Origin of the sequence: Pseudomonas sp. ArH3a (assembly GCF_022648765.1) — a bacterium.
Classification (GTDB): domain Bacteria; phylum Pseudomonadota; class Gammaproteobacteria; order Pseudomonadales; family Pseudomonadaceae; genus Aquipseudomonas.
Genome location: NZ_CP080330.1, coordinates 1 through 20,681, shown reverse-complemented (window position 1 = coordinate 20,681; position 20,681 = coordinate 1). Strand labels below are relative to the sequence as shown.

20 protein-coding genes are annotated in these 20,681 nt (G+C 60.3%); 13 read left to right on the top strand and 7 right to left on the bottom strand.

The window, feature by feature from the left end; genetic code table 11:
- The first annotated feature begins 442 nt into the window (after window positions 1–442).
- Both rpmB and rpmG read left to right on the top strand, forming a co-directional pair.
- Window positions 443–676, top strand: coding sequence for a 50S ribosomal protein L28 (gene rpmB / locus K0P33_RS00100; protein WP_003176907.1), 234 nt, complete (start codon window positions 443–445; stop codon window positions 674–676).
- Between the two features lie 11 nt (window positions 677–687).
- The gene (gene rpmG / locus K0P33_RS00095; protein ID WP_003176906.1) at window positions 688–843 is read left to right on the top strand and encodes a 50S ribosomal protein L33; all 156 of its coding nucleotides are present in this window, start codon (window positions 688–690) and stop codon (window positions 841–843) included.
- 106 nt (window positions 844–949) lie between these two features.
- Here the strand turns inward: rpmG and K0P33_RS00090 are convergent, their stop codons facing one another.
- Complete coding sequence (locus K0P33_RS00090; RefSeq protein WP_094948712.1) at window positions 950–1,312, bottom strand: cupin domain-containing protein; 363 nt, start codon at window positions 1,310–1,312, stop codon at window positions 950–952.
- A 230-nt stretch (window positions 1,313–1,542) separates the two neighbouring features.
- Between K0P33_RS00090 and K0P33_RS00085 the strand changes: the two genes are divergently transcribed.
- On the top strand, window positions 1,543–3,036 hold the full coding sequence (locus tag K0P33_RS00085) for an aldehyde dehydrogenase (RefSeq protein WP_242153479.1): 1,494 nt from the start codon (window positions 1,543–1,545) through the stop codon (window positions 3,034–3,036).
- A gap of 178 nt (window positions 3,037–3,214) precedes the next feature.
- The gene (locus K0P33_RS00080) at window positions 3,215–4,357 is read left to right on the top strand and encodes an MFS transporter (protein WP_094948714.1); all 1,143 of its coding nucleotides are present in this window, start codon (window positions 3,215–3,217) and stop codon (window positions 4,355–4,357) included.
- Between the two features lie 123 nt (window positions 4,358–4,480).
- Here the strand turns inward: K0P33_RS00080 and K0P33_RS00075 are convergent, their stop codons facing one another.
- Window positions 4,481–6,049 carry a phospholipase D family protein gene (locus tag K0P33_RS00075; RefSeq protein ID WP_094948833.1) on the bottom strand — a complete coding sequence of 523 codons (1,569 nt, stop codon included), beginning with the start codon at window positions 6,047–6,049 and terminating at the stop codon, window positions 4,481–4,483.
- A gap of 60 nt (window positions 6,050–6,109) precedes the next feature.
- On the bottom strand, window positions 6,110–7,534 hold the full coding sequence (locus K0P33_RS00070; RefSeq protein WP_094948715.1) for a PLP-dependent aminotransferase family protein: 1,425 nt from the start codon (window positions 7,532–7,534) through the stop codon (window positions 6,110–6,112).
- 166 nt (window positions 7,535–7,700) lie between these two features.
- Here K0P33_RS00070 and K0P33_RS00065 point away from each other — a divergent pair, with 166 nt between their 5' ends.
- Complete coding sequence (locus K0P33_RS00065; protein WP_094948716.1) at window positions 7,701–7,925, top strand: DUF1127 domain-containing protein; 225 nt, start codon at window positions 7,701–7,703, stop codon at window positions 7,923–7,925.
- Here the strand turns inward: K0P33_RS00065 and K0P33_RS00060 are convergent, their stop codons facing one another.
- Window positions 7,926–9,218, bottom strand: coding sequence for an FAD-binding oxidoreductase (locus tag K0P33_RS00060; RefSeq protein ID WP_242153476.1), 1,293 nt, complete (start codon window positions 9,216–9,218; stop codon window positions 7,926–7,928). It lies immediately after the preceding gene.
- Window positions 9,219–9,333: 115 nt separating this feature from the next.
- On the opposite strand from K0P33_RS00060, the gene K0P33_RS00055 reads away from it, so the two are divergent.
- Window positions 9,334–9,687, top strand: a complete 354-nt coding sequence (locus K0P33_RS00055; protein WP_003176897.1) for a YkgJ family cysteine cluster protein — start codon at window positions 9,334–9,336, stop codon at window positions 9,685–9,687.
- A gap of 66 nt (window positions 9,688–9,753) precedes the next feature.
- Here the strand turns inward: K0P33_RS00055 and K0P33_RS00050 are convergent, their stop codons facing one another.
- On the bottom strand, window positions 9,754–10,242 hold the full coding sequence (locus K0P33_RS00050; protein ID WP_003176896.1) for an Lrp/AsnC ligand binding domain-containing protein: 489 nt from the start codon (window positions 10,240–10,242) through the stop codon (window positions 9,754–9,756).
- Window positions 10,243–10,398: 156 nt separating this feature from the next.
- On the opposite strand from K0P33_RS00050, the gene dadA reads away from it, so the two are divergent.
- The 7 genes from dadA to K0P33_RS00015 all read left to right on the top strand — a co-directional run bounded on the left by dadA (window position 10,399) and on the right by K0P33_RS00015 (window position 17,661).
- Window positions 10,399–11,700, top strand: a complete 1,302-nt coding sequence (gene dadA, locus K0P33_RS00045; RefSeq protein WP_242153472.1) for a D-amino acid dehydrogenase — start codon at window positions 10,399–10,401, stop codon at window positions 11,698–11,700.
- Entirely contained in the window at window positions 11,672–12,025 is a 354-nt protein-coding gene (locus K0P33_RS00040) for a RidA family protein (protein WP_034116404.1), read from the top strand. Before dadA ends, K0P33_RS00040 begins: the two co-directional genes overlap by 29 nt.
- A gap of 79 nt (window positions 12,026–12,104) precedes the next feature.
- Window positions 12,105–13,178, top strand: coding sequence for an alanine racemase (gene alr, locus K0P33_RS00035; protein ID WP_242153469.1), 1,074 nt, complete (start codon window positions 12,105–12,107; stop codon window positions 13,176–13,178).
- Window positions 13,179–13,294: 116 nt separating this feature from the next.
- A complete protein-coding gene (locus K0P33_RS00030) occupies window positions 13,295–13,843 on the top strand; it encodes a cupin domain-containing protein (RefSeq protein WP_094948720.1) in 549 nt (182 codons plus the stop codon).
- A 181-nt stretch (window positions 13,844–14,024) separates the two neighbouring features.
- Complete coding sequence (locus K0P33_RS00025; protein ID WP_176462875.1) at window positions 14,025–14,477, top strand: c-type cytochrome; 453 nt, start codon at window positions 14,025–14,027, stop codon at window positions 14,475–14,477.
- Between the two features lie 136 nt (window positions 14,478–14,613).
- Window positions 14,614–16,536, top strand: coding sequence for an acetyl-CoA hydrolase/transferase C-terminal domain-containing protein (locus K0P33_RS00020; RefSeq protein WP_094948721.1), 1,923 nt, complete (start codon window positions 14,614–14,616; stop codon window positions 16,534–16,536).
- Window positions 16,537–16,632: 96 nt separating this feature from the next.
- Window positions 16,633–17,661, top strand: a complete 1,029-nt coding sequence (locus K0P33_RS00015) for an IS110 family transposase (RefSeq protein WP_242152133.1) — start codon at window positions 16,633–16,635, stop codon at window positions 17,659–17,661.
- 379 nt (window positions 17,662–18,040) lie between these two features.
- Here K0P33_RS00015 and K0P33_RS00010 read toward each other — a convergent pair whose 3' ends face one another.
- Both K0P33_RS00010 and rep read right to left on the bottom strand, forming a co-directional pair.
- Entirely contained in the window at window positions 18,041–18,613 is a 573-nt protein-coding gene (locus tag K0P33_RS00010) for a xanthine phosphoribosyltransferase (RefSeq protein WP_094948722.1), read from the bottom strand.
- A gap of 58 nt (window positions 18,614–18,671) precedes the next feature.
- Entirely contained in the window at window positions 18,672–20,681 is a 2,010-nt protein-coding gene (rep, locus tag K0P33_RS00005; RefSeq protein ID WP_094948723.1) for a DNA helicase Rep, read from the bottom strand.

Here is a 20,681-nt window from a genome sequence, read left to right as displayed (position 1 = left end):
AGATCGAAGGCCCATCTGCGAGTGCAGTCTGGAAAAAGCCTACCGTAGTGGTCTGATTGATAAATGACTAGCCCATTTTTGCCTGTGCTTTTGGCCCAAATGCTGTTTTGATGGCGCCTCAGCGCGTTTCGCCGTGCACTTCACCGTGCGTGCGGGCGCTGTAAATCATTCTGTGCGACGAGCGGTCGGCTTTCACTGCGGCCCCTCCTGGCAACGGTTCAGGCGTCTGTCGCCGAGATTTACGCCGGTAAAAACACACGGGCTGTTGTTGCATTGGGGTCTTTCTGGTATAAAGCAGCGCTCTTTTCTAGGGGCCCGGTTCCTTCACTGTAGGTGTAGCCGGTAAGACCCTTAAAGAAACGCGGCGCCTGGCGCCAAATGACTGAGAGATTAAGCGGCCAACCCATGCCGGGTTGGGCATGTGGTTTTAGAGGGCTGAGGCATGTCGAGAGTCTGTCAAGTTACCGGTAAGGGTCCGGTGACTGGGAATAACATTTCCCACGCAAATAACAAAACCCGTCGTCGTTTCCTGCCGAACCTGCAGCATCACCGCTTCTGGGTTGAAGAAGAGAAACGTTTTGTTCGCCTGCGTGTATCTGCCAAAGGCATGCGTATCATCGACAAGCGTGGCATCACTGTCGTGCTGGCCGAAATCCGCGCCGCTGGCAAGATCTAAGGAGCTCTATCATGCGTGAATTGATTCGAATGATCTCTAGCGCCGGTACTGGTCACTTCTACACTACCGACAAGAACAAGCGTACTACCCCGGACAAGCTCGAAAAGAAAATGTTCGACCCGCGCGTTCGCAAGCACGTGATCTACAAAGAAGGCAAAATCAAGTAATTGATTTTCTTCCTTGTGAAAAAAAGCCCGCATCTCACGATGCGGGCTTTTTTTTGCCTGCGCGTTCCCACGCACTGCGTGGGAACGCCGCCTGTGACGCTCCGCGTCAGGCTTTCTGTTCGAACACCACGTAGATCTTGCGGCACGGCTCCAGCACTTCCCAGGTGCCGCTGAACCCGGCGGGGATCACGAAGCGGTCGCCGGCACGCAAGGTCTTGGCGTTGCCATCGGCATCGCGCAGTACCGATACGCCCTGCACGATCTCGCAGTACTCATGCTCGGTGTAATTGACCTTCCACTGCCCGACTTCGCCTTCCCAAACCCCGGCACTCATCTGGCCGCACGGGCTGTTGTAGTGGTTGTAGAGCGTTTGCTCGGGGTCGCCCTTGAGGATTTTTTCGGCGGCAGGCCGGTAGCGTTCGGGGGCGGTGTTGGCTTGGTTGAAGTCGACGATGTCCTGGATGCTCATGTGCGTGTCCCGTCTGGCCTGCGGTTGGAGAGCCCAAAGTCTATGTTTATTAAAATGAACATCGCAAGGGTGTTTACCGCCGTTGTGTCAAATATATTGAAACACCCCCAGCCGCTGGTTTAGGGTGGCAGCTGCCTTGAGCCGAACAGCAGGCTGGCCGGGCAAGAATTCTTTGAGGCTGCCGGGGGACATCACCTGGCCCTTGTATTCAATAAGAGGAGGACACTCGCATGACCACCCTGACCCGTGCCGACTGGGAACAACGCGCCAAGGATCTGAAGATCGAAGGCCGCGCCTATATCAATGGCGAATACACCGCCGCCGTTTCCGGTGACACGTTCGAATGCATCAGCCCGGTCGATGGCCGCCTACTGGCCACCGTTGCCAGTTGCGACGCCGCCGACGCCCAGCGCGCTGTAGAAAATGCCCGCGCCACCTTCAATTCCGGTGTCTGGTCGCGCCTGGCGCCGGCCAAACGCAAGGCCGCCATGATCCGTTTCGCCGCGTTGCTCAAGGCCAATGCCGAAGAGCTGGCGCTGCTTGAAACCCTGGACATGGGCAAGCCGATCAGTGATTCGCTCGGTATCGACGTCCCAGGTGCAGCCAATGCCCTGAGCTGGAGCGGCGAGGCGATCGACAAGATCTACGACGAAGTTGCCGCCACCCCGCATGATCAACTCGGCCTGGTAACCCGCGAGCCAGTCGGCGTGGTTGGCGCCATCGTGCCGTGGAACTTCCCGCTGATGATGGCCTGCTGGAAACTCGGCCCAGCGCTGTCGACCGGTAACTCGGTCATCCTCAAGCCGTCCGAAAAGTCCCCGCTGACCGCCATCCGCATCGCGGCCCTGGCCGTTGAGGCCGGTATTCCAAAAGGCGTATTCAACGTGCTGCCGGGCTACGGCCACACTGTGGGTAACGCACTGGCGCTGCACATGGACGTCGACACGCTGGTGTTCACCGGCTCCACCAAGATTGCCAAGCAACTGTTGATCCGCTCCGGCGAGTCGAACATGAAGCGCGTGTGGCTGGAAGCCGGCGGCAAGAGCCCGAACATCGTGTTTGCCGATGCGCCAGACCTGCAAGCGGCTGCCGAATCCGCCGCGGGCGCCATCGCCTTCAACCAGGGCGAAGTCTGCACCGCCGGTTCGCGACTGCTCGTCGAGCGTTCAATCAAGGATAAATTCCTGCCGCTGGTGATCGAGGCCCTCAAGGGCTGGAAGCCAGGAAACCCGCTGGACCCGGCAACAACCGTCGGCGCGCTGGTGGACACCCAGCAGATGAACACCGTGCTGTCGTACATCGAGGCCGGCCACGCCGACGGCGCCAAGCTGGTCGCGGGCGGCAAGCGCACCCTGGAAGAAACCGGTGGCACGTACGTTGAGCCGACGATTTTCGACGGGGTGACCAATGCCATGAGGATCGCCCAGGAGGAGATCTTCGGCCCTGTGCTGTCGGTCATCACCTTCGACAGCGCCGAAGAAGCCATCGCCATTGCCAACGACACCCAATACGGCCTGGCCGCGGCGGTGTGGACGGCGGATATCTCCAAGGCACACCTGACCGCTAAGGCCTTGCGCGCTGGCAGCGTATGGGTCAACCAGTACGATGGCGGCGACATGACCGCACCGTTTGGTGGCTTCAAGCAGTCGGGCAATGGTCGCGACAAGTCGCTGCACGCGTTCGACAAGTACACCGAGCTGAAGGCGACCTGGATCAAGCTCTAAGCAATACTGCTGATCCCCTGTAGGAGCAAGCTGGTGTGGGAGCTGGCTTGCCTGCGGTAGCAGCACCAAGGTGTGACTGACACACCGAGGCGTCTGCATCGCGGGCAAGCCCGGCTCCCACATAAGTTCGCTCCTACAGTTCGTTTGAAACCCAGAAATTATCCACAGGAGCGTGGAAATGCGTTGGGCGACTTATTTCGCCGTCCTGGCCTCGGTACTCAGCGTTGGCCTGGCCCTGGGCGTCAGCATGCCGCTGGTGTCCCTGCGCCTGGAAAGCTGGGGCTACGGCAGTTTCGCCATTGGGGTGATGGCCGCCATGCCGGCCTTCGGCGTGCTACTGGGCGCGAAGGTCTCCAGCCGCATGGCTTCATGGCTGGGCACCGCCAACCTGATGCGCTTGTGCCTGTGGGCCGGTGCAGTGTCCATCGGCCTGCTGGCAATCCTGCCCAGCTACCCGGTCTGGCTGGTGCTGCGGCTGATGATCGGGGTGATCCTGACCATCGTGTTTATCCTCGGTGAAAGCTGGATCAACCAGTTGGTGGTGGAGCAGTGGCGTGGCCGCTTGGTCGCGCTGTATGGCTGCACGTATGCCTTGAGCCAATTGTCGGGGCCATTGCTGCTGGGCGTGCTCGGCACCGATCATGATTACGGCTTCTGGGTGGGCGTGGGCCTGTTGATGGTCGCGCCGCTGCTGTTGCTCGGGCGTTCCGGTGCGCCGACGGCCGAATCCTTCAGCGTCACCTTCGGCGATCTGTGGCGTTTTTGCCGGGGCCTGCCGGCGATTGCCTGGGCGGTGGCGTTGTTCGCTGCATTCGAGGCGATGATTCTGACGCTGCTGCCGGTGTATTGCCTGCAGCAAGGTTTCACGGCCGAGATTGCTTTGGCCATGGTCAGTACGGTGGTGGTCGGCGATGCGTTGCTGCAATTGCCCATTGGCGCATTGGCCGACTATCTGCCGCGACGCACGCTGTTCTTGAGCTGTGCGCTGCTGTTGCTGGCCTCCAGCCTGGCGATTCCGCTGTTACTGCACACGCCGCTGATCTGGCCGGTGTGGGTGGTCTTCGGCGCCAGTGCCGGTGGGTTGTTCACCTTGTCGCTGATCCTGATCGGCGAGCGTTACCGCGACGATGCGCTGGTGCGCGCCAATGCCCACGTGGCGCAGTTGTGGGGCATCGGTTGCCTGATCGGGCCGCTGGTGGCCGGTGCGGGCAGCCAGTGGATCAGCGGGCATGCATTGCCGTGGCTGATGGCAGCCGGGGCGTTGGGGCTGGTGGTGTTGTTGTTGCGCCAGGGCGCGTTTGGCGTCGCGCAACCGGCCTGACCCGAAATGCAATCAACCGTGGGAGCTGGCTTGCCTGCGATAGCGGTGTGCCAGCTGCCAATACAGTACCTGACACTCCGCCATCGCGGGCAAGCCCGGCGCCCACAGGGATCTACTCTGTCCTTAAAGCATCCGTTCCAGGCCGACTGACGTGGCGAACCAGGCATTGAACCGGCGCCACCAACTGCCGGGTTCATCGGTCAGTGTGTGCAATTGGCCGTTATCTTCGGTCACCCACACCACTTGCCCGTCCTGCAGTTTCGCCTGGTAGCTCAAGGCCGGTGCCATGCCTTGCAACGCCAGGTTGCGAACGTGCTCCGCCAGTTCGGGGCTGTCCACCAGCACGCCGACTTCGGTGTTCCACAGCACTGAACGTGGGTCGAAGTTGAATGAGCCGATAAACGACTTCTCCCGATCAAAGATCATCGCCTTGCTGTGCAGGCTGGAGTCCGAGCCGTGGAAGGCGCCTCGGCGAAACAAGTGCGGGCCGCTGCCGGCGCTGGGGTCGCCGGGTTGGCGGCGCAGCTCATAAAGTTTTACGCCGTGCTCCAGCAGCGCCTTGCGATACGGCGCATAGCCGCCGTGCACGGCCGGTACGTCGGTGGCCTCCAGTGAGTTGGTCAGCAGGCTCACCGACACCCCCGCATCGGCGCGGCCGGTCAGGTACACCAGCCCAGGCTGGCCGGGCACGAAGTACGCCGAAATCATGATCAGCTCGTGGTTGACGCCTTCCAGCTCCGGCGCCAGTTGGGTGGTGAGCAGCAAGCGCGGGTCGGGGTCGGCCTTGGCCAACACCTTGCTCGGCGCGTCCCACAACGCCTGGTTCCAGGCCCAGATCAGCTCGCGGCGCCAGATGTCCATGCGTGGCTGGGTCTGGTAGGTGCGCAAGCGGTTATACAGGGTGTGATTCTGCTGGCGTGATTCGGCCAGCGAGTCGTGCAGGCGCACACGTGCGGCGGCCAGGTCGCGTTTGGACGGGGCGTTGGAGACGAAGTCATCAATCGGCTTGCTCAGCGCGCTGTTCCAGTACTGATCAAAACTGTGGCCGAGCTGCTCAGCCACCGGGCCGACGCTGAGCATGTCGATATCGGTGAAGTTCAGGTTGGGCTCGGCGTCGAAATACTCGTCGCCCAGGTTGCGCCCGCCGACAATCGCCACGCTGTTGTCCGCCAGCCACAGCTTGTTGTGCATGCGCCGGTGTTGCAGCGACAGGTTGAACAATCGGCCCATGGCCCGCGTCACGCCGGTGCTGCGGCCCAGGTGCAGCGGGTTGAACAGGCGGATTTCAATCTGTGGGTGGGCGGCGAGGGTGGCGATGATCTGGTCGAGGCCATCGCTGGTGGTGTCGTCCAGCAGGATGCGCACGCGCACGCCACGGTCGGCGGCCTTGAGCAGTTCATCCACCAGCATGCGCGTGCTGATGCCGTCGTGGACGATGTAGTACTGCAGGTCGAGGCTGCTTTGGGCGTTACGGATCAGTTCGGCGCGGGCCATGAAGGCTTCACTGCTGTTGGGCAGCAGGCGAAAGCCTGAGCGGCCCTGATACGGCGCCGCCTGCGCCTGGATCGAGCGGCCGAACGACGATTGGGCGGCGGGCAGGGCGTCGCTGGGCACGCGCGGCGTATCGACCGTAGCGCAGCCGCCCAGGGCCAGGGCGCCCAGCAGGAAAAACGGTAAAAGCCGTCGAGTCATCAAGGGCGCTGCTTCCAGGTCAGGGCGGTTGGGCATATGACGGCCAATTCCGGCGAAAGGTCAGTCTGACGCCTCGGCAAGCATCTTGATCGCGGCGGCGCCGACCTTGCGCACCGCTTCTTCGATCTGCGCGGTTGGCTTGGCAGCGTAGTTCATGCGCAGGCAGTTACGGTACTTGCCGGAAGCGGAAAAAATGCTGCCCACCGCCACCTGTACGCCTTGTTCCACTAGCACGCGGTTGAGCTTGAGGGTGTCGAAGCCTTCTGGCAGCTCGATCCACAGCATGAAGCTGCCCTGGGGCCGACTGGCGCGTGTGCCTGCCGGGAAATAGCGGCTGACCCAGTCGAGCATCAGGTCGCGATTGCGCTGGTATTGGGTGCGCATCCGCCGCAAATGTGGCTCGAAGTGGCCGTTTTTGAGGAATTCGGCGATGGCGATCTGCGGTTGGGTCGCAGTGGAACCGGTGCTGATGTATTTCATGTGCAGCACCCGCTCCAGGTATCGCCCGGGCGCAACCCAGCCGATACGCAAGCCAGGCGCCAGGGTTTTCGAGAACGAGCTGCACAGCAGCACGCGGCCGTCCTCGTCGAAGGATTTGATCGTGCGTGGGCGTGGGTAGCTGTAGGCCAACTCGCCATACACATCGTCTTCGATGATCGCCACGTCAAAGCGCTGGGCCAGGGTCAGCAACGCGCGTTTGCGCGCCTCCGGCATGATGTAGCCCAAGGGGTTATTGCAGTTGGGCGTCAGCTGGATGACCTTGATCGGCCACTGTTCCAGGGCAAGCTCCAGTGCTTCGAGGCTGATGCCGGTGACCGGGTCCGTCGGGATTTCCAAGGCTTTCATGCCCAGGCCCTTGAGGGTCTGCATGGCGCCATGGAAGCTCGGCGAGTCCACGGCAACGATATCGCCCGGCTCGCAAATGGCGTGGATGCTGGCGGACAGCGCCTCGTGGCAACCTGTGGTGATCACAATGTCTTCGGCCGTCAGTTGGCAGCCGGAATCCAATGACAGTCGCGCAATCTGTTCGCGTAATTCCATACAGCCGAGGATGTTGTCGTAATACAGCCCCGGCAGATCCTGGCGGCGACTCACCCGTGCAAGGCTGCGCAGCAAGGGTTTCAGGGTCGGCGACAATACATCCGGCATGCCCCGGCCCATCTGTATGACGTCTTTGCGGGGCACCGCGCGAATCAGTTCCAGCACCTGATCCCACTGGGAAATCTCCACCGGGCGCTGGGCCGGGCGGCCTACCTCGGGCAGCGCCGGCAGCTCGCGCCCAACGGGTACAAAGTAGCCGGACTTGGGCTTGGGCATTGCCAGGCCGTTGTCTTCCAGCAAGCGATAGGCTTGTTGCACGGTGCTCAGGCTGACCCCGTGTTCCACGCTCAAGGCTCGTACAGAGGGCAAACGATCGCCGGGGCGGTAGAAGCCCTGTTCGATGCGAGTGCCCAGCAATTCGGCGAGGTTGACGTAAAGGGTCATGGCGGTCACTCCCGAGGGACCAGTACAGATACCGGGAAAATACAGGATTCAGGCACCCTTGGGCAGCATCTGTATGGATTTAATAAAGATGGGTTGAATCTGTAATGGTTTGGCGTGCGCGCTCACTCTGGTCACTCATGGCAACAAGCAAATGAGGGGCAGCAAAATGAGCGGCATAAGCGATGTGCGTCTGATGCTACACAGTCAGGAGTTGCAGGCAGGGCAGGAGCGGGGGACGGCGCCGCGCGATATCAGCCGATGGAGCCTGTTCTGGCACCGCCGCCACACGCGCAAAGCCTTGCTGCATTTGACCCGCGAGCAACTGCGCGACGTTGGGCTGACCGCCGAACAAGCGCGCCAGGAAGGCCTGAAACCGTTCTGGCGCGATTGATCAGATCAGCTCTTTGAACCGGTGCCAGAGCATCCCCAGCGTCAGCAGCGGCGAACGCAAATGTTTACCGCCGGGGAAGGTGATGTGCGGCACCTGGGCGAACAAATCAAAACGGCCCTGCTGCTGGCCGCTGATCGCCTCGGCCAGCAGCTTGCCGGCCAGGTGCGTGGCGTTGAGGCCGTGGCCAGCGTAGGCCTGGGCGTAATACACGTTAGGCTGGTCGGCCAGCCGGCCAATCTGCGGCAGGCGGTTGGCGCCGATGCCGATCATGCCGCCCCACTGGTAGTCGATCTTCACGTCGGCCAGTTGTGGAAACACCTTGAGCATCTTCGGGCGCATGTAGGCGCCGATGTCCTGAGGGTCGCGTCCGGAATAGTGGCAGGCACCGCCAAACAACAGACGGCGGTCGGCGGATAACCGGAAGTAATCCACCGTCACCCGCTGATCACACACAGCCATGTTCTGCGGCAACAGGTTGGCGGCTTGTGCTTCGCTCAACGGCTCGGTGGCGATGATGTAACTGCCGGCGGGCAGCACTTTGCCGCTCAGGTGTGGGTTCAAGCCATTGAGGTAAGCGTTACAGGCCAGCACCAGGGTCTTGGCGCGCACATTGCCAAGGGCGGTGTGCACGTTGACCTCGGGGCCGTAGTCGATGCGCGTCACTTCGGACTGCTCGAACAGCTTCACGCCCAACTGCTGCGCGGCGGCGGCTTCACCGAGGGCCAGGTTCAGCGGGTGCAGGTGGCCGGAGCCCATGTCGATCATGCCGCCCACGTAGCGGTCGGAGCCGACCACGCTGCTCATCTCGTTGGCTTGCAGCAGGCGCACTTCATGGCGATAGCCGAGGCTGCGCAATTCTTCGGCGTCCTCGGCCAGGTCGTGCAGATGCTGAGGTTTGTTCGCCAGGTCGCAATAGCCCCACGTCAGGTCGCAGGGGATCTGATAGCGCTCGACGCGTTCGCGCACGATCTCCACGGCTTCCAGGCCCATCAGCTTCATCTGGCGTACGCCGTCGCTGCCGATCACATTGGCGAACTGGTCCAGGCCATGGCCGACGCCACGAATCAGCTGGCCGCCATTACGGCCACTGGCGCCCCAGCCGATTTTGCGCGCCTCCAGCAACACCACGCTAAAACCGCGCTCGGCCAGCTCCAGCGCCGTGTTAAGCCCGGAATAACCACCGCCAATCACGCACACATCGGCGCTGACTTCGCCCGCCAACGCTGGGCAGTCGGGTTGTGGGACGCTGCTGGCGGCGTAGTAGGAAGCGGTGTGCCGGGCGCTGGCGGTCATGGGGAGCATCCCTGTTTGGAAAATTTGACGCAGGATACAGCGGTCGGACGAAGCTGTCTGCGCAGGGCGTTTTGCGTCAGAATCAACGCCTATTCGCCGTTCGGTACGTGTTTCGATGAGTTGCAACAGCCAGAAAATCAGCGCGCTGCGCCGACAGATTCCTTCGTTCGAGTGCGTCCCCGGCTGCCACGACTGCTGTGGGCCGGTGACCACATCGCCCGAAGAAATGTCGCGACTGCCACGTAAGACCGCTGCTGAGCAGGACGCGGCCATGGATGAGCTGAACTGCGTACACCTCGGGCCAAATGGCTGCACGGTGTATGACGAGCGGCCGTTGATCTGTCGGTTGTTTGGTACCACCAAGACCTTGCCGTGCCCCAATGGGCGGGGGCCGGTGGAGCTGATTCATCCGCGAGTAGAAAAGCAGATCCATGAATACATGGCGAGCACCCGGCAGGTGCTGGTCTAGCGGATGTACTCGGGCAAAAGGTGGGCGCAGGCAAGCCAGCTCCCACCTTTGATCGCGGCGTATCCGTTAATCCGGGATCGGCAGGTTCAGGCTCTCTTTCACCTCTTCCATCACGATATAACTCTTGGATTCCCGCACATGGGGCAACTTGAGCAAGATATCGCCCAGCAATTTGCGGTACGAGGCCATCTCGGAAATCCGCGCTTTCACCAAGTAGTCGAAGTCGCCTGACACCAGGTGGCACTCCAGCACATGCGGCAGTTTCAACACCGCACGGCGGAACTCTTCAAAAGTGTCGCCGGACTTGTAATCGAGGCTGATCTCGACAAATACCAGCAAACTCCCCTTCAAATGCTGCGGGTTGAGCCGCGCGTTGTAGCCCATGATGATCCCTTCGCGCTCCAGGCGGCGTACGCGTTCGGTGCACGGCGTGGTCGACAGCCCGACTTTTTCACCCAGCTCCGTGAACGAAATACGCCCGTCGGTTTGCAGGATGCGCAGGATATTGCGGTCGATCTTGTCCAGCTCCCGCTTGGTCTGGGTGTTGGTACGCATAGGGGATACGCCTCTGTGAAAAGGGTTTTTGCCGAGAATTGTCGCCAAATATAGGCATTTATATAGTGAAATGCACTGGTCATTGTTTTTTACACTGCGCTCATCATTGCTCGAATAACACACGTCAGCGGCTAAGCCCGTGATGAGGATATAAAAATGCGCGTTCTGGTCTTGGGTAGCGGCGTCATTGGGGTGACCAGTGCCTACTATTTGGCGCGGGCCGGCTTCGAAGTCGTTGTGGTCGACCGTCAGCCTGCTGCTGCCATGGAAACCAGTTTTGCCAACGCCGGCCAAGTGTCTCCAGGGTATGCCTCGCCATGGGCCGCGCCGGGCGTGCCGCTCAAGGCGATCAAGTGGTTGCTGCAACGCCACGCCCCGCTGGCGATCAAGGCCACCACCGATATCGATCAATACCTGTGGATGGCGCAGATGCTGCGCAACTGCACGGCCAGCCGCTATGCGGTGAACAAGGAACGTATGGTCCGCCTGTCCGAGTACAGCCGCGACTGCCTCGACGAGCTGCGCGCTGAAACCGGCATTGCCTACGAAGGCCGCAGCCTCGGTACGACTCAACTGTTCCGCACCCAGGCCCAACTGGATGGCGCGGCCAAAGACATCGCCGTGCTGAAAGAATCCGGCGTGCCGTTCGAGTTGCTCGACCGGGCCGGTATCGCCCGCGTTGAGCCAGCATTGGCCAGTGTCACCGACATCCTCGCTGGCGCCCTGCGCCTGCCGAATGACCAGACGGGCGACTGCCAGATGTTCACCACGCGCCTGGTGGAGATGTGCAAACAGCTGGGCGTGGAATTTCGCTTCGATCAGGACATCCAGCGCCTCGACTACGCAGGCGACCGTATCAACGGCGTGTGGGTCGACGGCAAGCTGGAAACCGCCGACCGCTACGTGCTGGCTCTGGGCAGCTACTCGCCGAAACTGCTCAAGCCGCTGGGGATCAAGGCGCCGGTGTACCCGCTCAAGGGTTACTCGCTGACCGTGCCGATCACCAACCCGGCGATGGCGCCGACTTCGACCATTCTCGACGAGACCTACAAGGTCGCGATCACCCGTTTCGACAACCGCATCCGCGTCGGCGGCATGGCTGAAATAGCCGGTTTTGACCTGTCGCTTAACCCGCGTCGACGCGAAACCCTGGAGATGATCGTCAACGACCTTTATCCTCAGGGCGGCGATTTGACCGAAGCCACGTTCTGGACCGGCCTGCGCCCGACCACACCCGACGGCACGCCGATTGTCGGTGCCACGCCCTTCAAGAACCTGTTCCTGAATACCGGCCACGGCACGCTCGGCTGGACCATGGCCTGTGGCTCTGGTCGTTTGTTGGCCGACCTGATGGCTTCGAGGACGCCACAGATCAGCGCCGAAGGCCTCGATATTTCCCGTTACGGCAACCACCAGGAGTCCGCAAAACATGTCCATCCAGCGCCAGCTCACCAATGAGCGCATGAGCCAGATCGTTGTTCACAGCGGTACCGTGTATCTGGCAGGGCAAGTCGGCGACGACATGAGTGCCGGGATTGAACAGCAGACCCGTGAAACCCTGGCCAATATCGAGCGTTTGCTGGACTTGGCCGGCACCGACAAAACCAAGTTGCTGTCGGTGACGATCTACCTGAAAGACATCGACGCCGACTTCGCCGGTATGAACGCGGTGTGGGACAAGTGGCTGCCTAAAGGCGTCGCCCCGGCCCGTGCCACGGTCGAAGCCAAACTGTGCGAACCGGAAATTCTGGTAGAGCTGTCCGTCGTGGCCGCGCTGCCTTAAACCCAGATCCCTCTCCCGGCGCCTACGTTGTTGGTCGGTGCCGGTTTTTCTTCACTCTGCCGCCTAGAAGCCTGCCGCCATGCGTCCTGCCCGTGCCCTGATCGACCTCCAAGCCCTGCGCCACAACTACCAATTGGCCCGTGAAGTCACGGGGGCCAAGGCCCTCGCCGTGGTCAAGGCCGATGCCTATGGCCATGGCGCCGTGCGCGTGGCCCAGGCGCTCGAAGCCGAAGCCGACGGGTTTGCCGTGGCGTGCATCGAAGAGGCGTTGGAACTGCGGGCCGCCGGGATTCGCGCGCCGGTACTGCTGCTGGAAGGTTTCTTCGAAGCCGACGAGCTGCCTCTGATCATCGAGCATGATTTATGGTGCGTGGTGCATTCGCTGTGGCAGTTGGACGCGATCGAGCAAGCCCGGCTGAGCAAGCCGCTTACTATCTGGCTCAAGCTGGATTCGGGCATGCACCGTGTTGGCCTGCACCCCAAGGATTACCACGAGGCTTATCAGCGCCTGCTGGCCAGCGGTAAAGTGGCAAAAATCGTATTGATGAGCCACTTCGCCCGCGCCGACGAGCTCGACTGTGTACGCAGCAATGAACAAGTCGAAGTATTTGAGGCGGCGCGCCAAGGCTTGTCGGCGGAGGTCAGCCTGCGCAACTCGCCGTCGGTGATGGGTTGGCCGAGCATGTCCAGCGACTGGGTGCGCCCGGGCATCATGCTCTACGGCGCCACGCCGTTTGGTGAAGACCAGGCCATCGCCGCGCGTTTGCAGCCGGTGATGACCCTGGAGTCCAAAGTCATCTGCGTGCGGGAACTGCCGGCCGGTGAGCCGGTGGGCTACGGCGCCAAGTTCATCACGCCAAAGCCGATGCGCATTGGCGTGGTTGCCATGGGCTATGCCGACGGTTACCCACGCCACGCGCCGACCGGCACGCCGGTGCTGGTGGCGGGGCAGCGCAGCCAATTGCTGGGCCGCGTGTCCATGGACATGCTGTGTGTCGACCTGACCGACGTGCCCCAGGCCGGGCTTGGCTCCACGGTAGAGCTGTGGGGCAAAAATATCCTCGCCAGTGACGTCGCGGCTGCCGCCGAGACCATTCCCTACCAGATCTTCTGCAACCTGCGCCGCGTGCCAAGGCTCTATTCCGGGGCTTGAACGCCGCCGACGAGTGGGGCCGGCCAGGATTTAGGTCCAAGTGTTGTAAATACTGAACGCTGTCGCCATGATAACGCTCAATTACAACAACGCCTGAATCCTAGGAGGCTCCCGCATTGGACGTCGGCGAACGACTGCAATCCATCCGTAAACTGAAGGGTCTTTCCCAGCGCGAGCTCGCCAAGCGTGCGGGTGTCACCAACAGCACCATTTCGATGATCGAAAAAAACAGTGTCAGCCCCTCGATCAGCTCCTTGCGCAAGGTGCTGGGCGGCATCCCCATGTCCATGGTCGAGTTCTTTTCCGAGGAGATCCTCCAGGAAAAACCGACCCAAATCGTCTATAAAGCCAATGAGCTGATCGACATCTCTGACGGCGCCGTCACCATGAAACTGGTCGGTCGCGCGCACCCGAGCCGGGCGATTGCGTTTCTCAATGAGATTTACCCGCCGGGCGCCGACACCGGCGAAGAAATGCTCACCCACGAAGGTGAAGAAACCGGGATTCTGGTGGAAGGTCGCCTTGAATTAGTGGTCGGTATTGAAACTTTTGTGCTCGAAGCCGGCGATAGCTACTACTTTGAAAGCACCAAGCCGCATCGTTTTCGCAACCCGTTCGATGTGCCGGCGCGACTAATCAGCGCAGCCACACCCGCGAACTTTTAACAAAAGAGGCGTCCTGCCAGCGTTGCAGAGGCACCCGAGCAGTATTCCGTATGACTGAATCTCCCTTTAGTTAATGGGGTTGTTTCAGCCGGACGGGCTAACCGTTATACTTTCGCCGCCTGCGAAACCGTGGCCGCAGGCGTGAATAGCCACCATTGAGGGTGAACGCGTGAACCTAATTATGAAAATGCTGGCTGCACCAGCAACCGTACTGGCCCTATGGGCTGTCAGCGCCCAAGCTGCGACCAATGATGAAATTGCCAAGCGCCTGGAGCCTGTCGGCCAAGTCTGTGTTCAGGGCCAGGAATGCAAAGGCATGGAAGTGGCGGTGGCAGTCGGTGGCGGCGGCGGTGCAAAAACGCCGGATGACGTAGTCGCCAAGCACTGCAACGCATGCCACGGCACCGGCCTGCTGAATGCTCCGAAGATCGGTGATACCGCTGCCTGGAAGGAGCGGTTAGGTCATTTGGATACTGTATTGGCGGAGCTCAAAATTGAGGATCCGCAGAAAGGGACCAAGGGGTTGGCCCAGGTCGCCAAGCATGGCTTGAACGCTATGCCTCCGATGGGGACTTGTGCTGACTGCAGCCTTGAGGACCTTGAGGGTGCGATCAAGAAGATGTCAGGGCTGTAAATTGCCGATCTTCGCCAAAAAGCCGCTGACCAGCGGCTTTTTTGTGCTTGGGATTTGTACTTAGAGGCTGTTCATTGCAGCAAAGACCCGGCAAGCTCGGTCCAACCCCTAATCATGGAATGTTCAGGAGGGTCGGATGGTGCAGTTGTGTTCAATCGAGCAAGCAGTTGACGACGTACTGGCGCGTTTGCCCGCGCATATCCACATGGGCATGCCCCTTGGCTTGGGCAAGCCCAACCTGTTCGTCAACGCGCTGTACCGGCGCATCGCTACGTTGCCGGAGCGGGCGCTGACGATCTACACCGCGCTGGCCTTGGGCCGCCCAACCATGGGCGATGGTTTGCAAAAACGCTTTCTCGAACCCTTTATCGAGCGGGTGTTCGGTGATTACCCTGAACTGGATTTTCTCGCTGACCTGCACAAGGACAGCCTGCCGAACAACATCCGCGTGCAGCAGTTCTTCATGCAGCCCGGCAGCCTGCTTCACAGCGCATCGGCGCAGCAGGATTACGTCAGCAGCAATTACAGCCATGCCGCCCGCGACATCAACGCCGCTGGCCTCAATCTGGTGGCGCAGCTGGTGGCCAGCAGCACTGAGCATCCTGATCGCCTGAGCCTGAGCTGCAATCCCGATATCACCCTCGACCTGCTGCCCATGATCGAGAAGCGCCGCCAAGCTGGCGAAACCATCCTGATCGTTGGCCAAGTTCACAGCGATTTACCCTACATGCCCGGCGATGCCGAACTGGGCATGGATGCGTTCGACTACCTGATCGACGAAAAGGACAGCACCACGTTGTTCTCCACACCGAACATGCCCGTGGGTTTTCAGGACCACTTTATCGGTCTGCATGCCAGTACCTTGGTGCGCGATGGCGGCACCTTGCAGATCGGCATCGGCTCCATGGGCGATGCGCTGACCGCCGCCTTGCTGGCGCGTCAGGCCGATAACGACGCCTATCGGCTGCTGTTGACCGACCTCGATGTGTACCAATGGGCGCCGCTGATCAGCCATGAAGGCGGCGTCGCGCCGTTCGCCCATGGCTTGTACGGTTGCAGCGAAATGTTCGTCAACGGCCTGCTGGTACTGGCCGATGCCGGGATTATCCGTCGCAAGGTCTACCCGGATGTGGCGACTCAGGAGCAAGCCAACGCCGGCACCCTGGACGATGCGGCGCAGCCCGACGGCGTCTCGATTCACGGTGGCTTCTTCCTCGGGCCGCGCAGTTTTTACCAGCGCTTGCAGGAAATGACTCACGCCAAGCGCCTGGAATTCAACATGACCCGCATCAGCTACATCAACGAGCTCTACGGTCAGGAAGAGCTCAAGCGCCTGCAGCGCCTGGACGCGCGGTTTATCAACAGCGCGATCGTGGTGACGCTGCTCGGTGCAGGTGTGGCGGATCAGCTGGAAGGTGGCCGTGTGCTCAGCGGCGTCGGTGGGCAGTACAACTTTGTTGCCCAGGGCCATGCCCTGGAAGGCGCGCGTTCGATCCTGATCCTGCGCAGTTGGCGCGAGTCGGCGGGGGAGGTCAGTTCCACTATTGTCTGGGAATACGGCCACTGCACCATTCCTCGTCACCTGCGCGATATCGTCATCACCGAGTACGGGATTGCCGATTTGCGTGGGCAGACGGATGCCAAAGTGATTGAGGCGCTGCTGAATATCACCGACTCCAGGTTCCAGGGCGATTTGATCGAACAGGCGCAGAAGGCCGGCAAGTTGCCCAAGGATTTCCAGCTGGACCCGCGCTTTGCTGACAACACGCCGCAGCGGCTCCAGGATATTCAGGCGCGGCATCGCCGTTTGTTTCCGGAGTATCCGTTGGGCACCGATTTCACGGATGAGGAAAAGGATCTGTTGCGGGCGCTGAACTGGCTCAAGAGCAAATTTAAGCTGACGGAGATTCTGGAGCTGGGCAAGGCGGCGCTGGACGCACCGGAGCCGCAGGTGTTTCCCAAGCATCTGGAGCGGATGCGGTTGGATAAGCCGGACGGGCTGAAAGAGGATCTTTACCAGCGTTTGCTGCTCGCCGGCCTGCAGGCCACCGCGCACTGACAGGCACCACAAATCAAATAATGAGATGGCTACCCCCGCCGCCCCCTGTGAACGCCCACTAAGCTTTCACAGGGGGATCTATCGGAGACCGCAGCCATGAGCAAAGTAGACATCACCGCCGTTGACCTTGGTAAGCACAGCTATCACGCTCACGAACAAGATGAGCGTGGCCATGTACTGCTGCGCAAAAAGTTTAATCGAGCAGGATTGCTCCAGCATTTAGCTTCCATCGAGCCTTGTACTGTTGTGATGGAAGCCTGCGGCGGCGCCCACTTCATGGCGCAACAAGTCGCCATGCTGGGACACACCCCCAAACTTATTGCTCCTCATCTCGTGCGCCCTTACGTAAAAAGCAATAAAAACGACTTCGCTGATGCCGAAGCGATTTGTGAGGCAGCTAGTCGCCCAACGATGCGTTTCGTACCAGTAAAAACCCAAGCTCAGCAAGCGTTGGCCATGCTCAACTCGGTCCGCGACTCGCTTATCAAGGAACGCACAGCCGCCGTTAATCGAATTCATGCAGGGCTTTTGGAGGTGGGTGTCAGCTTGGCACCGGGCTTTAAATCAGTCAAAGAGGTGCCCGCGTTACTCGAAACAGCCTCATTTCATGGGCTGATCAAAAAGCTGCTGCAAGGGCTGTATGACCACTACGTCTACCTGGATCGTCAGGTTAAGGTTCTCGACAAAGAAGTTGAGAGCCAAGTCGCTGAAGATGATCTGGCTTCTCGTTTGATGACAATTCCCTGCGTTGGCCCGATCACCTCCAGCGTCTTGGCTGCGGAGTTGGGCGATGGCAAGCAGTTCAAATGTGGTCGAGGCTATTCAGCCTCGATAGGACTTGTGCCAAAGCAGCATTCTACTGGCGGTAAAACCGTACTTTTGGGCATCAGCAAGCGCGGAGATCGAAACCAGCGACGCTTGTTTGTTCAATGTGCCCGTATCTACTTGATGCACTTGGATAAGCAAAAAGGGAGTTTGGCCGATTGGGTTCGCAAGCTGCTGGCAGGCCATCGGCACTCCAATTTAGTGGTCTGCGCGCTAGCCAACAAGCTGGCAAGAATCGCTTGGTCGATCGCGGCAAACCACACTGAATTTGATGCAGGGCCAAGCGCGATGAACGCTTGACCCTGCTGTCACCCAAGCACCACCCACCTGGTTTTGCGATGCTGGATAACAGATGACGTGAACGGCCAACCGGCCTGACGACAACCCTGAGCTCCCACACGGCTGAAAGGCCGTCCAAATAATTAGGGTCGTTGGGCATCAATTCTCATCGAGGCGCGGGGCCAATACCCCACTCAGACGCCGAATAGATGAAAGCAAGCCATACACGCCATCAAAGACAGTATTGCAGAAAAGGGGGTAACCATAGATGTGGGAGCTGGCTTGCCTGCGATAGCGAGGTGTCAGGCGACAGAGATGTCGACTGTCGGGCCCTCATCGCAGGCAAGCCAGCTCCCACATTTTGACTTGTGCCCACCCCAATTATTTGGGGTGTTATCGATTACTCGATAAAGGTCACAACGCCGCCAGCCAGCGACTTCACCCGTGCCAGCGACTCAACCCGATAACCCTGCGCATCCAGCTCCGCACGGCCACCCTGGAACGACTTCTCGATCACAATCCCCAAGCCCGCGACAGTCGCGCCGGCTTGCTTGATGATCGAGATCAGCGCCTGGGACGCCTTGCCGTTGGCCAGGAAGTCATCGATCACCAGCACGCGGTCGCTGCTGGTCAGGTGGCGCGGGGAGATCGCCACGGTGCTTTCGACCTTCTTGGTGAAGGAATACACGGTCGCCGACAGCAGGTTTTCCGTCAGCGTCAGGGATTGCTGCTTGCGGGCAAAAATCACCGGTACGCCAAGGTTCAGGCCAGTCATGATCGCCGGCGCGATGCCCGAGGCTTCGATGGTGACGATCTTGGTGATGCCCGAGTCCTTGAACCGCTCGGCGAATTCGTCGCCGATCAGTTTCATCAGCGCCGGGTCGATCTGGTGGTTCAAAAAGGCGTCGACCTTGAGTACCTGATCGGAAAGCACGATGCCTTCTTCGCGAATTTTCTTGTGCAGTGCTTCCACGGAAAGCTTCCTCTAATGGCGCGGTGTGCGCCGAAAGTAGATTAAAAAGTAGTCGATTCTAGCGCTTTAACATCGCGCGTATATCCGCCAAGGCGGTGTTGCCGCGAACGGCCTTCACCTCGGTCGGGGTGTCGTCATTGCCTTCCCAGGCCAGGTCGTCCGGCGGTAGCTCGTCAAGGAACCGGCTGGGGGCACAATCGATGATTTCGCCGTATTGCTTGCGCTTGGCGGCAAAGGTGAAGGCCAGCGTCTGACGTGCGCGGGTAATGCCCACGTAGGCCAGGCGCCTTTCTTCTTCGATGGTGTCGGCTTCGATGCTGGAACGGTGCGGGAGGATTTCCTCTTCCATGCCCATGATGAACACGTAGGGGAATTCCAAGCCCTTGGAGGCATGCAAGGTCATCATCTGCACGCCTTCGGCACCGTCTTCCTCTTCTTGCTGGCGCTCGAGCATGTCGCGCAGCACCAGCTTGCCGATGGCGTCTTCGACAGTCATCTCGCCTTCTTCGTCCTTCTCCAGCGTGTTTTTCAACGCTTCGATCAGGAACCAGACGTTGCCCATGCGGTAATCGGCGGCTTTGTCGCTGGAACTGTTGGTGCGCAGCCAGTTTTCATAGTCGATGTCCATGACCATGCTGCGCAGCGCGCTGATCGGATCTTCGCCGGCGCACTGCTCGCGCACCTTGTCCATGAAGCGTTTGAAGCGCGACAGGCGGTCGGTGAAGCGCGTGTCCAGGTGTTCGCCCAGGCCGATTTCGTCGGTGGCGGCGTACATCGAGATCTTGCGTTCGGTGGCGTAGTTACCGAGCTTTTCCAGGGTGGTGGAGCCGATCTCCCGACGCGGCACGTTGATCACGCGCAGGAAGGCGTTGTCGTCGTCTGGGTTCACGATCAGGCGGAAGTAGGCCATCAGGTCTTTTACTTCCTGGCGTCCGAAAAAGCTGTTGCCACCCGAAAGCCGATAGGGAATCTGGTGGTGCTGCAGCTTCAGCTCGATCAGCTTGGCCTGGTAGTTGCCGCGATACAGGATCGCAAAGTCGCTGTAGGGGCGATCGGTACGCAGGTGCAGCGTCAGCAATTCGACGGCTACGCGCTCGGCTTCGGCGTCTTCGTTGCGGCAGCGGATCACGCGAATCTCGTCGCCATGGCCCATCTCGCTCCACAGTTGTTTTTCAAACTCGTGGGGGTTGTTGGAGATGAGCACGTTGGCGCAACGCAGGATGCGGCTGGTGGAGCGGTAGTTCTGCTCCAGCATCACCACTTTCAGGGACGGGTAGTCGTCCTTGAGCAGCATCAGGTTTTCCGGGCGCGCGCCACGCCAAGCGTAGATCGACTGGTCGTCGTCGCCTACCACGGTGAACTGGTTGCGCTTGCCGATCAGCATTTTCACCAGCAGGTATTGGCTGGCGTTGGTGTCCTGGTACTCGTCCACCAGCAGGTAGCGGACTTTGTTCTGCCATTTTTCGAGGATGTCGGCGTGTTCCTCGAACAGTTTCACCGGCAGCAGGATCAGGTCGTCGAAGTCCACTGCGTTGAACGCCTTGAGCGTGCGCTGATAGTGGGTGTAGACAATGGCGGCGGTCTGTTCCTTGGGGTTGCGTGCGTTTTCCAGGGCCTGGGGCGGCAGGATCAGGTCGTTTTTCCAGGCGCCGATCATGTTCTTGATCTCATCTACGCCGTCGTCGCCTGCGTATTCCTTTTGCATGATGTCAGTCATCAGCGACTTCACATCGGTCTCATCGAAGATCGAGAAGCCCGGCTTGTAGCCCAGCCGCGCATGCTCCTTGCGGATGATGTTCAGGCCCAGGTTGTGGAACGTGCACACCGTGAGGCCACGGCCTTCGCCGCCCTTGAGCAGCGTGCCGACACGCTCTTTCATTTCGCGCGCCGCCTTGTTGGTAAAGGTCATGGCGACGATGTACTGGGCGCGGATGCCGCAGTTCTGGATCAGGTGCGCGATCTTGCGGGTGATCACGCTGGTCTTGCCGGAGCCAGCACCGGCGAGCACCAATAGAGGGCCGCCGACGTAGTTCACGGCTTCTTGCTGCCGGGGATTGAGTCGGGACAT

Bases quoted from the DNA above. Each gene is read 5' to 3' on its own strand.
- rpmB (WP_003176907.1), top strand. From the start codon at position 443: ATGTCGAGAGTCTGTCAAGTTACCGGTAAGGGTCCGGTGACTGGGAAT.
- rpmG (WP_003176906.1), top strand. From the start codon at position 688: ATGCGTGAATTGATTCGAATGATCTCTAGCGCCGGTACTGGTCACTTC.
- K0P33_RS00090 (WP_094948712.1), bottom strand. From the start codon at position 1,312: ATGAGCATCCAGGACATCGTCGACTTCAACCAAGCCAACACCGCCCCC.
- K0P33_RS00085 (WP_242153479.1), top strand. From the start codon at position 1,543: ATGACCACCCTGACCCGTGCCGACTGGGAACAACGCGCCAAGGATCTG.
- K0P33_RS00080 (WP_094948714.1), top strand. From the start codon at position 3,215: ATGCGTTGGGCGACTTATTTCGCCGTCCTGGCCTCGGTACTCAGCGTT.
- K0P33_RS00075 (WP_094948833.1), bottom strand. From the start codon at position 6,049: ATGACTCGACGGCTTTTACCGTTTTTCCTGCTGGGCGCCCTGGCCCTG.
- K0P33_RS00070 (WP_094948715.1), bottom strand. From the start codon at position 7,534: ATGACCCTTTACGTCAACCTCGCCGAATTGCTGGGCACTCGCATCGAA.
- K0P33_RS00065 (WP_094948716.1), top strand. From the start codon at position 7,701: ATGAGCGGCATAAGCGATGTGCGTCTGATGCTACACAGTCAGGAGTTG.
- K0P33_RS00060 (WP_242153476.1), bottom strand. From the start codon at position 9,218: ATGACCGCCAGCGCCCGGCACACCGCTTCCTACTACGCCGCCAGCAGC.
- K0P33_RS00055 (WP_003176897.1), top strand. From the start codon at position 9,334: ATGAGTTGCAACAGCCAGAAAATCAGCGCGCTGCGCCGACAGATTCCT.
- K0P33_RS00050 (WP_003176896.1), bottom strand. From the start codon at position 10,242: ATGCGTACCAACACCCAGACCAAGCGGGAGCTGGACAAGATCGACCGC.
- dadA (WP_242153472.1), top strand. From the start codon at position 10,399: ATGCGCGTTCTGGTCTTGGGTAGCGGCGTCATTGGGGTGACCAGTGCC.
- K0P33_RS00040 (WP_034116404.1), top strand. From the start codon at position 11,672: ATGTCCATCCAGCGCCAGCTCACCAATGAGCGCATGAGCCAGATCGTT.
- alr (WP_242153469.1), top strand. From the start codon at position 12,105: ATGCGTCCTGCCCGTGCCCTGATCGACCTCCAAGCCCTGCGCCACAAC.
- K0P33_RS00025 (WP_176462875.1), top strand. From the start codon at position 14,025: ATGAAAATGCTGGCTGCACCAGCAACCGTACTGGCCCTATGGGCTGTC.
- K0P33_RS00020 (WP_094948721.1), top strand. From the start codon at position 14,614: ATGGTGCAGTTGTGTTCAATCGAGCAAGCAGTTGACGACGTACTGGCG.
- K0P33_RS00015 (WP_242152133.1), top strand. From the start codon at position 16,633: ATGAGCAAAGTAGACATCACCGCCGTTGACCTTGGTAAGCACAGCTAT.
- rep (WP_094948723.1), bottom strand. From the start codon at position 20,681: ATGTCCCGACTCAATCCCCGGCAGCAAGAAGCCGTGAACTACGTCGGC.